The organism is Prevotella conceptionensis 9403948 (genome assembly GCF_000312305.1).
In the GTDB taxonomy this organism is placed as follows: Bacteria; Bacteroidota; Bacteroidia; order Bacteroidales; family Bacteroidaceae; genus Prevotella; species Prevotella conceptionensis.
Genome location: NZ_HE999448.1, coordinates 153,627 through 162,094 on the forward strand (window position 1 = coordinate 153,627; position 8,468 = coordinate 162,094).

At 47.4% G+C, this 8,468-nt stretch carries 6 protein-coding genes and 1 pseudogene; all 7 read right to left on the bottom strand.

Annotation, left to right across the window (positions count from 1 at the left end; translation table 11 throughout):
* Positions 1 to 686: acetylxylan esterase (locus BN93_RS10010; protein WP_044260496.1), on the bottom strand; the 686-nt coding region annotated here is incomplete at its 3' end.
* A gap of 151 nt (positions 687 to 837) precedes the next feature.
* The gene (locus BN93_RS10015) at positions 838 to 2,058 is read right to left on the bottom strand and encodes a glycoside hydrolase family 27 protein (RefSeq protein WP_019188197.1); all 1,221 of its coding nucleotides are present in this window, start codon (positions 2,056 to 2,058) and stop codon (positions 838 to 840) included.
* 1,280 nt (positions 2,059 to 3,338) lie between these two features.
* A complete protein-coding gene (locus BN93_RS18640; protein WP_019188198.1) occupies positions 3,339 to 3,506 on the bottom strand; it encodes a hypothetical protein in 168 nt (55 codons plus the stop codon).
* A gap of 621 nt (positions 3,507 to 4,127) precedes the next feature.
* Positions 4,128 to 5,192, bottom strand: coding sequence for a BACON domain-containing protein (locus BN93_RS10020; protein ID WP_044260497.1), 1,065 nt, complete (start codon positions 5,190 to 5,192; stop codon positions 4,128 to 4,130).
* Positions 5,193 to 5,200: 8 nt separating this feature from the next.
* Positions 5,201 to 6,478: pseudogene (locus BN93_RS10025) on the bottom strand (DUF4302 domain-containing protein).
* A gap of 55 nt (positions 6,479 to 6,533) precedes the next feature.
* Positions 6,534 to 7,421 (bottom strand): zinc-binding metallopeptidase, encoded by an 888-nt coding sequence (locus tag BN93_RS10030; protein WP_044260398.1) that lies wholly within the window; start codon positions 7,419 to 7,421, stop codon positions 6,534 to 6,536.
* A 13-nt stretch (positions 7,422 to 7,434) separates the two neighbouring features.
* Positions 7,435 to 8,468 (bottom strand): RagB/SusD family nutrient uptake outer membrane protein (locus BN93_RS10035; RefSeq protein WP_044260400.1); only part of this gene is annotated, 1,034 nt, incomplete at its 5' end.

The following is an 8,468-nucleotide window of genomic DNA, read 5'->3' on the forward strand; positions in this document are numbered from 1 at the left end:
ACACCTATTTCGAGGGTAATCGCCCCGATATTGGCCTCTTCTACGTCGCCTTGGTAGGGCCTGACGCCCGCTCCTGGAACGCGAAGTAACGCAGGACGTTTATCTTCGTAGGCCGTGGGTATGCAGAGAATGCCGTAAATTCGGTTGCCGGGATTAAGTCCGTTAAAGCTCACTTCGTAAACTTGCACGCGCTCGGTGCAGCGTTCGGGCAGCAGCCGGCGATGGGCTTCGAGCGGGTAATAACTTGCTTTCTCATAGGCATCGGCCCAAAACTGGTCGAAGTCGACTGGGCAATTGTCGGTGGGTTGCAGCGTTTCGGGGGCGTAACCCACGGTGCAAAGACCTTCGTAAGTCTTCTCGCCCACGTGCGCCCACACTTTAAGGCGATAGAAACCAGCCGTTTTCATCGTACCTTTCCATGTGGTTGTACCATCTTTTAGCACCACGCCGCTGCGTTTAACATCGGCATACATCACGGGGCCAGCCTCGATATCCACCTTCGCTTGCGGCAACGGACAGCCGTTCTTTAATACTGCCACGTTGAAAATGGCCTCTTCGCCCAGCCGATAGTTCCAATCGGCGTGGTTGGGTTGCACCTGCACAACAATTTCGTTACCACGTATTTGTGCCACAACGGCAAGACTTACCAATAGGAAAAGCCCCAAAACGAGCGTTATTCTTTTCATTATTATATGTTATTGTAATATGAGAGATTGGGAAAGTGAAAGGTCGAAAAGGTGAAAAGGTGAAAGAGTGAAAAAATGACTAACGCCACCTATGCACTTGGCTTAACTCCTTAACTCCTTAACTCCTTAACTCCTCGAAGATAACTCCTCGCTACCTTACAAGCCGATAAACAATCACATCTTGTGCAGGAACAACAAGTTTGCGTTCTACTTTCTGCTTGGTAGAAGTTTTTCCTTCCATACGTCCAGTCCACAAATTCTTCACCTTATATATATACTTGTCGAACTCGGTGCTCCGTTTACTCACCTCATCGTCGGTAAAGTTAAAGTCTTGCCAATTAAGATTGCAGGCAATGGACTTGCGGGTAGGGTTGAAAATGGTCATCGCCCAATCGCTGTTTGTCAGCGGTTTAAACCAATAATCCAGTCCATCGCGACTAAGAAAGCGCAAACCTTGCACGCCAAGCCTGTCTTGATTAATGGCGATAAGGTTGCGATTGGTGAGTATGGCTTTCGTTTCGGCACTCATGTTGCGCACATCGTTGCCTAGGATAAGCGGACTAGCCATCATGCACCACATCGTGAAGTGGGCGCGGTCTTGGTTAACGGTAAGCCCATTGCCCACTTCAAGCATGTCGGGGTCGTTCCAATGACCAGGGCCAGCATAGCGGCGAAGGCTGTCGTTCTTGTTGATACAGTCTAAAACACTATATTGCACGTAGGTGTGAAACACGCGCGTAGAGTCGAACGAACACCAAATGTCTGGCCCAATGCGCCACGAATGGCCAATATCTCTTGCCCAACGCCAAGGCTGGTTGTCGCCCCACTCGCACATCGAGAGGAAAATGGGGCGGCCCGCAGCACAAAGGGCATCGCTTATTAGCTGGTAAGCACCGCGAGGATTGACGTTAGTTGTGTTGCACCAATCGTATTTCAGATAGTCTACCTCCCAACGGGCATATTGCAAAGCATCTTGATATTCGTGCCCTAACGACCCTGGACGCCCTGCACAAGTTTCCGTTCCGGCATCACTATAAATGCCAAGTTTCAGTCCACGAGCGTGTACATAATCGGCCAAAGCCTTCATTCCGCTAGGAAAATGCTTAGGGCCGGGTTGTATAAAGCCGTCGGCATCGCGCTGTCCATGCCAACAATCGTCTATATTAATATAGGTATAACCCGCATCACGCAGTCCACTAGAAACCATGGCATCGGCAATTCCCTTGATAATGTCTTCGTTAATGTTGCCTTGGAACTTGTTCCACGAACTCCATCCCATCTGCGGAGTTTGTGCCAAGTTTTCCCATTTCTGGGCGAAACACATGGTGGGGAGCAGCACAACAGCTGCTAACCAAAGCTTTATTCTTTTCATTTCTGCAATTAATAAACGTTTAAGTGTAGGTTCTACTGACGATGCAAAGATAGAACTTAATTGCTTAACTTTCATACACTATCTTGATAAATATCAATACTTTGTTTGCGAAAGCTGATAAAGGGAAATGGGTAAGGGTGAAAAGGTGAAAAGGTGAAAAGGTGAAAAGGTGAAAGGGTGAAAAGATGGCTAACGCCTTTTAAAGGTGAAAAGGTGAAAGGGTGAAAAAATGGCTAACGCCTTTTAAAGGTGAAAAGGTGAAAAGGTGAAAAAATGGCTAACGCCTTTTAAAGGTGAAAAGGTGAAAAGGTGAAAAAATGGCTAACGCCTTTTAAAGGTAAAAGGGTGAAAAGGTGAAAGAATGGCTAACGCCACCTAGGCATTTGGCTTAACTCCTTAACTCGATAACTCCTTAACTCCTCACTATAAAGCATTTGGCTCAACTCCTTAACTCGATAGCTCCTTAACTCCTCACCATAAAGCATTTGGCTTAACTCCTTAACTCGATAACTCCTTAACTCCTCGCTATAAAGCATTTGGCTTAACTCCTTAACTCGATAACTCCTTAACTCCTCACCATAAAGCATTTGGCTTAACTCCTTAACTCCCTAACTCCTTAACTCCTTGATTAATATTTCTATAAATTGAGAGGAGTGCAGGACAAGTCAACTCACTGGCTTATAAACTCACGAAAGTCTAACAACTCCCGAAGAATTAACTCACAAATTCACAAACTCCCCAGCTCAAAAACTCATCCACTCAAAAACTCATTCACTCAAAAACACCCCGACTCAAAAACTCAAAAGCTCATCAACTCAAAACTTAAATCATTATCTTTTATTTTACAAAACGGCTCTGATTTTCGCTCCGTTCTAGCGAAAATATAGGCCATAAAGTAGGTAAATTGCCACTTTTTCTAGCCTTTCACTCCTTTCAATATATTCGTTTTTAAGAAAAGGAGCTGCATTTTGCACCATTTTGCCTTTCTATTTGGTGCCAAGTTCGTTGTTTTTTCACCCCCCAAAACCTGCATTTAGCCCCTAAAATGCCACATTTTAATGGGTATTTTGCCCTTTTCGGCCATGTTTTTAATGGTTCCAATAGGTATGTTTATACCAATTGCGGTGAATTATTATGCTTTTTACCTTGCATTTCTCAGCATTTTACACTGCATTTAGCACCATTTTGCCTTGCGTTTAGCACCAAAACGCATTGTATTTAGCACCAAAACGCACTGCGTTTTGCACCATATTGCACTGCATTTAGCACCAAAACGCACTTCATTTTGCTGAAAATGGCCCCAAAACGGGTGTTAGTGGCAGTTCGTTTAAATAAATATTCATTTTGCCCACATGCACAACTACCCCCTTTTTGCACCCAAACAAACCTTCGCGAGAATCGATTTTTTGCGGCAAGGTTGGCGGTTGGTTGATAAAAAGGCCACTCATAATGTTAAAATCTATACCGAAAAATTGACAAGGCTGTGGGTTTGCGAGTTAACTAGTTAACGAGTTGACAAGTTAACAAGTTGACGAGTTGACAAGGATTGTCGTCCACTCTGCAACTAGACATTTGGCTTAACATCTAAAGGTGAAAGGGTGAAAGGGTGAAAAAATGGCTAACGCCACCTAGGCATTTGGCTTAACATCTAAAAGTGAAAAGGTGAAAAGGTGAAAGGGTGAAAAGATGGCTAACGCCACCTAGGCATTTGGCTTAACATCTAAAAGTGACAAGGTGAAAAGGTGAAAGGGTGAAAAGACGGCTAACGCCACCTAGGCATTTGGCTTAACTCCTTAACTAGGATGTTAGTTAACGAGTTGACAAGTTAACGAGTTGACAAGAATTATCGTCCACTCTGTAACTAGACATTTGGCTTAACTCCCTGACTCCTTAACTCCTTAACTCCTTAACTCTAACTCCTTAACTTCTTAACTCCGAAAAACTAGAATAACAGATTTATGGCATAGAAACGCAAAAGGCGCGCCCTGCAAGTACCTATGCCAAGTGGCAAAATACTTGCGCGGCGCGCCTAAAAGCTTAGTGCGTTAATGCCAATAGTGCAGTGCGGATTAAGGTTTGCGCGTGAGTTTGGGTTTCACAAACACCTCGCCAATACCGCGAAAAGCGCCCATAACGGGTTTCGAATCGGAGAAACGGTTCCAGCCATAGGAAGAGAATGTTTGTTCGGATGCAATTTTTTGCGCCTCTTTAAAAACGAAATTACCCTTATCGTCGAAAGTAAGCAACACGCTTTCTTTCGTTCCGTTGATGGCTGTTTCGTGTCCTTTTCTGAAATCATCTGCCACAATCACGGTGATAAGATACTCGTACACGCCTGGTTTAACTTCGTTTTTGCCCACTATCTTGCCATTATTCATGGTGAAACCCTTACCCGGAGTAAAAGCCACTTCCCACGCATACTTGCCTTCAACGATAAAGTTGGCCTTGTTGTTACCTGTTGCCACGATGCGAACGTTAGTGGTTTTCTCTTCCAGTTCCCTATTGGGCAGTCGCATTAAAGCCGTTTGTATGTATTCGCCTTCAACATCTGACAGGGCAGCTTGCACCACTTTAAGCGAGTCGGTAAGCCCAACGGCCTTGGCTGTTACCCAGCCCACGCGTGGTTTTCCTGTGGCATTTGCAGCCAACTTTACCTCAATTGCGCCGCCTTTATCCTCTACAGTTATCCAGCTTTCGGTGCCGTGGTAAGTTACGGGCACGTTAGATGGCGTTGTGAAAGACTTTGAGAAAGCCTCGTCGCCGGTGTAAATGTCTTCGCCAACAGGCAGTCCGAAGGCAACGCCTTCTTGCTGAACGTTAAGTGTAATCGAGTCGCCCTGTTGGTTTTTTATTACTAAAAGGGTGTTTCGCGTTTGCGCACTGGTGTTCGTTTCGGCAGTCAGGGCAATGGTTTCGGCCTTAGTCTTCACGGTCAGCCACGCATCTTGCGCATAAGCTTGTGCCGGTTGTGCAGCCAATGTCACCTCTTGCGTTCCGCCAAGCACGCCAAATGCGGTTTGTGCCTTTACCACAGAGAGCCCTGCGGCATACTCTGGCAGTTCTTTGTCGCTGCTACACGCCACGACAAAAGCGGCCAAGGCTGTGGCCAACGATATGGAAATGAACTTGTTCATCATTCTTCTTATTTAATTTTCCTCATGTATTCAATGTTCGGCAACGTGAAAGCGTACACATAATCACCCTTCGGATCGAGTATGGGACTTAGGTCTTCGCCGTAGGCAACGCCCAAGAACGAGTCTACGGTGTGGCCCGTTACCTGCCCACTGTCTTCTGCATCGGCCCGTTCCATGTCTCCATTCCATGTGAAATACATGCTGCCCTTACCTTCGCCAAACAGTTTTTTCTCTTTTAGGGATGCGGGAATGAGTACAATTCCTGCGGGATACTTATAGGTTGGGTCGATAACGGGTTGGCCAGGCAGTTCAATACGTCCTGTGGCGGGGTCGTAAGTAAGTTGCAGTTCGTAGCTAACCTTGTCGTAAAGCAAGTGTCCTTTCAGGGTGTTGGCGGCCGTTCCAAGTTCCAAAGTTAGCGTAATGCGCTTTCTCAGGCTTGTTTTCAATTGCCATTCGCCCACCCAGAAGTCTAGCGTTTTATGGTTCTTTGGTACGAACTGCGCCAGTTTCAGGTCGTTGTCGGTAAGCACTTTGTCGGTTTCGTCCCATGTAAAGTTCTGGTATTGCTTATCGCCGATAACGATAGGTTGGCGAAGTACGATGCCCGTTGCATGGGTGCAGTAGGGCATATCCCATTTGGTTTGCCCCAAGGTAACGGTGAGTCGGCGTGTTGTGGGGTCGATGGTGCCTTGCGCCAAGGTGTCGTTGCCGTGAATAAAGTTATAGGTGCTCACGCTCATTCCATCTTTTACGTTGATGATGCCCATCATCATTTCCTCCCAATTGGCATCTTTCGGCAGGCGTGTCAGCACCATTTCGTTCTTCCATTTCCTACCTCTAAGCACAACCGTATCTGCTGTTGCGCGGAGAATGGAGAACTCATAGTCGCCTTGTATGCCGTCGGGATTGCCCAACCACGCCTCGGCAAGGGGATGTATCACCTTGTTATAGACGTTGAAAGAGAGCATGGGGCCTTGGTCTTTCACCACTTCATAATCCGAAGTGGCCTTCACCTCGGGGTCCAACACGTCGCCCATGGCGGTAACCTGTCCATCCTTGAACTTCAACAACAGCGTGTAGCCGCCGTAGCTATAATTCTTCCCTGCTTAGTATTGCAGCATCCAACCACCCTCCGACGACTCTAAAAGCGCGGTATATTCGGCCACGCTTTGGTCTATCCGCTGTGCGGCAGGAAGGTCGAAAGCTGTTTTGTTGTCGTGCAAACACGCTTGCATCAATAGCGTTAGCACCACAGCCATGAATAGGAAATATGCCTTTTTCATTTGCTTATCGTTTACTTCTTCTTTAATGTTTTTAATCTTCATATTCGCCGCTTTGTTAGTTCAAGCTGTTCAAATCGAGCGTGGATATCTTCCCACCTCTTCGCAATATGGCGTTGCGCAGCAGGTCGATGTCGGCATTCCAGGAGTTTTTCATATAGTCGCGCACCATCTTCAGTTTCCTATTGATGATGCTTGTGCCCTTAGTTCCGGCAGCCTTCAAAATGGTGTTCCATTCGTCTGGCGTGCTGGTAACGTATATGGAGTAGAGTTCGGCAATGTCTTCGGCAGGGTTTTCCATCGAATAGGGCGACACGAAACCCAGCGCGTATGCCCGCTTTTCGGGCACGGAGGTCCAGTTTCCGCTTACATAGTCGGCACGCGAGATGTTGTCGTACGACTCATCGTAGGGCTTTTTCTGGTTCAGGATGTGCATAAACTCGTGGTGCATGGTGTGGAAATAAAAGCCCGTCATGCTGTGATAGTCTTTCAGCAGGTCGTCGGTAAGGGCGTTCACCTTGCTCAACGTCACCTTATAGCCGCCTTCGGCACTGCCCACCACTTCTGTTCGGTAGCGTGTATAGCCTGGAATGCCCACGGCCACGATGATACGCGGCACGTTTTCTTTCACAAAGTCGAGCCCAATGGTTTCTGCATAGGGGTCGAACCACATAAACTTGGTGATGATGGCCAACTTTGCGGTCTTGGCCGAATCGGCTGGCACGAAGTTATAGGCCTTGTCGGTTTCTTCCGTTTTAAGGCGATACTGAAAATCTATGTTATAAGGCATGGTGTAGTTTTTGTACAACCATTGGTCGAAAGCGTTTCTCTTCTGCGCTTCGGTAGAGAATATGGAGTCGCCGCTGAGCTTGCCCTCGCTGCACGACTGCAATATTGCGCCGCAGCATAAGCATGCGCTTGCCACTAGATATAGATACTTCTTCATGAGCGTATGTTTTTTATTTGTTACGGGGATTGGGCGTTATTCCGGCAGAAATAACGTCTTGCGGCAACTGTATGGCCAAGCGTGGGTCGCCCACTTTCATCGAGTCGGTAACGGCGTTAACCTTCGATTGCACGTCTACTTGCCTGCGATACATTGTTATTCCATAGCGTTTCACGTCCTGCAACCTAAACCCTTCGTGTATGGTTAGGATGCGTCGCAACTGCAACAGGCACTGCAACAGCGGCTCTTGCGTGGTTTTTTCTATCGCGAAAAGCGGGTTAAGGGCTTTTCTCGGCGTGGGCTTAGTGGGGGTGTAATAAGCCTGCGAGTTGTAGAAATCCTTAATTTGGTCGAGTGTAAGCTGCATTTTCTTTTTCGAGAAAGCCGTCAACTCGGTGTTGATGTCCTTCAAAGCCTCGGCGTATTTTCCCGAAAGTGCGTAGGCCTCGGCACGTTCTAGCAGGGTAACGTCGGTGTTGAACACGGCATACTCGCTGTAAGGGATGCCGATACCAGCCGTTACGTCAATCACGCGCGGCACGTATGGTATCTTACGCAAGGCGTATTTCGACACGCCGTTGTTGTAAGTAACGGTGTAGAGCAATTCTGTTCCGCTGTTTCCCCACGGCCCTGGCGCTTGTAGCGTTTCGTTTTTGCTCAGCATCTCGCCGTGCGCGTACTTACTTCCAGCCAATACGGGGATGCTTATCACGCCCCACTCGGAGGGAACGGGCAACAACAAGATGTTGGCGTTGTTGGATGCTTGCACAAATGCGTTGGGTTGAACGTTTCCGCTTGGGCCCAGTTGGTTCCACTCGGCCCAATTGCGCAGTATGTCGCCCGGTTGGTTGCCTAGCACCAAGTCGGCATACTTAATGGCCTTATCATATTGTTGGGCATAGAGATAAAAACGCGTGGCGAAAGCGTAAGCGGCCTGCTTGGTAAAGTGGAACTTGGGCCGTGCATACTTGGTTCCAACAAGCGAAATGCCTTCCAAAAGGTCTTTTTCGATGTTGGCGTAAAGTTGTTCAAGCGTTCCACGCTCCA

What these genes read in the sequence shown, in the direction of transcription:
- BN93_RS10015 (WP_019188197.1), bottom strand. Translation starts at nt 2,058, where the DNA reads ATGAAAAGAATAAAGCTTTGGTTAGCAGCTGTTGTGCTGCTCCCCACC.
- BN93_RS18640 (WP_019188198.1), bottom strand. Translation starts at nt 3,506, where the DNA reads ATGAGTGGCCTTTTTATCAACCAACCGCCAACCTTGCCGCAAAAAATC.
- BN93_RS10020 (WP_044260497.1), bottom strand. Translation starts at nt 5,192, where the DNA reads ATGAACAAGTTCATTTCCATATCGTTGGCCACAGCCTTGGCCGCTTTT.
- BN93_RS10030 (WP_044260398.1), bottom strand. Translation starts at nt 7,421, where the DNA reads ATGAAGAAGTATCTATATCTAGTGGCAAGCGCATGCTTATGCTGCGGC.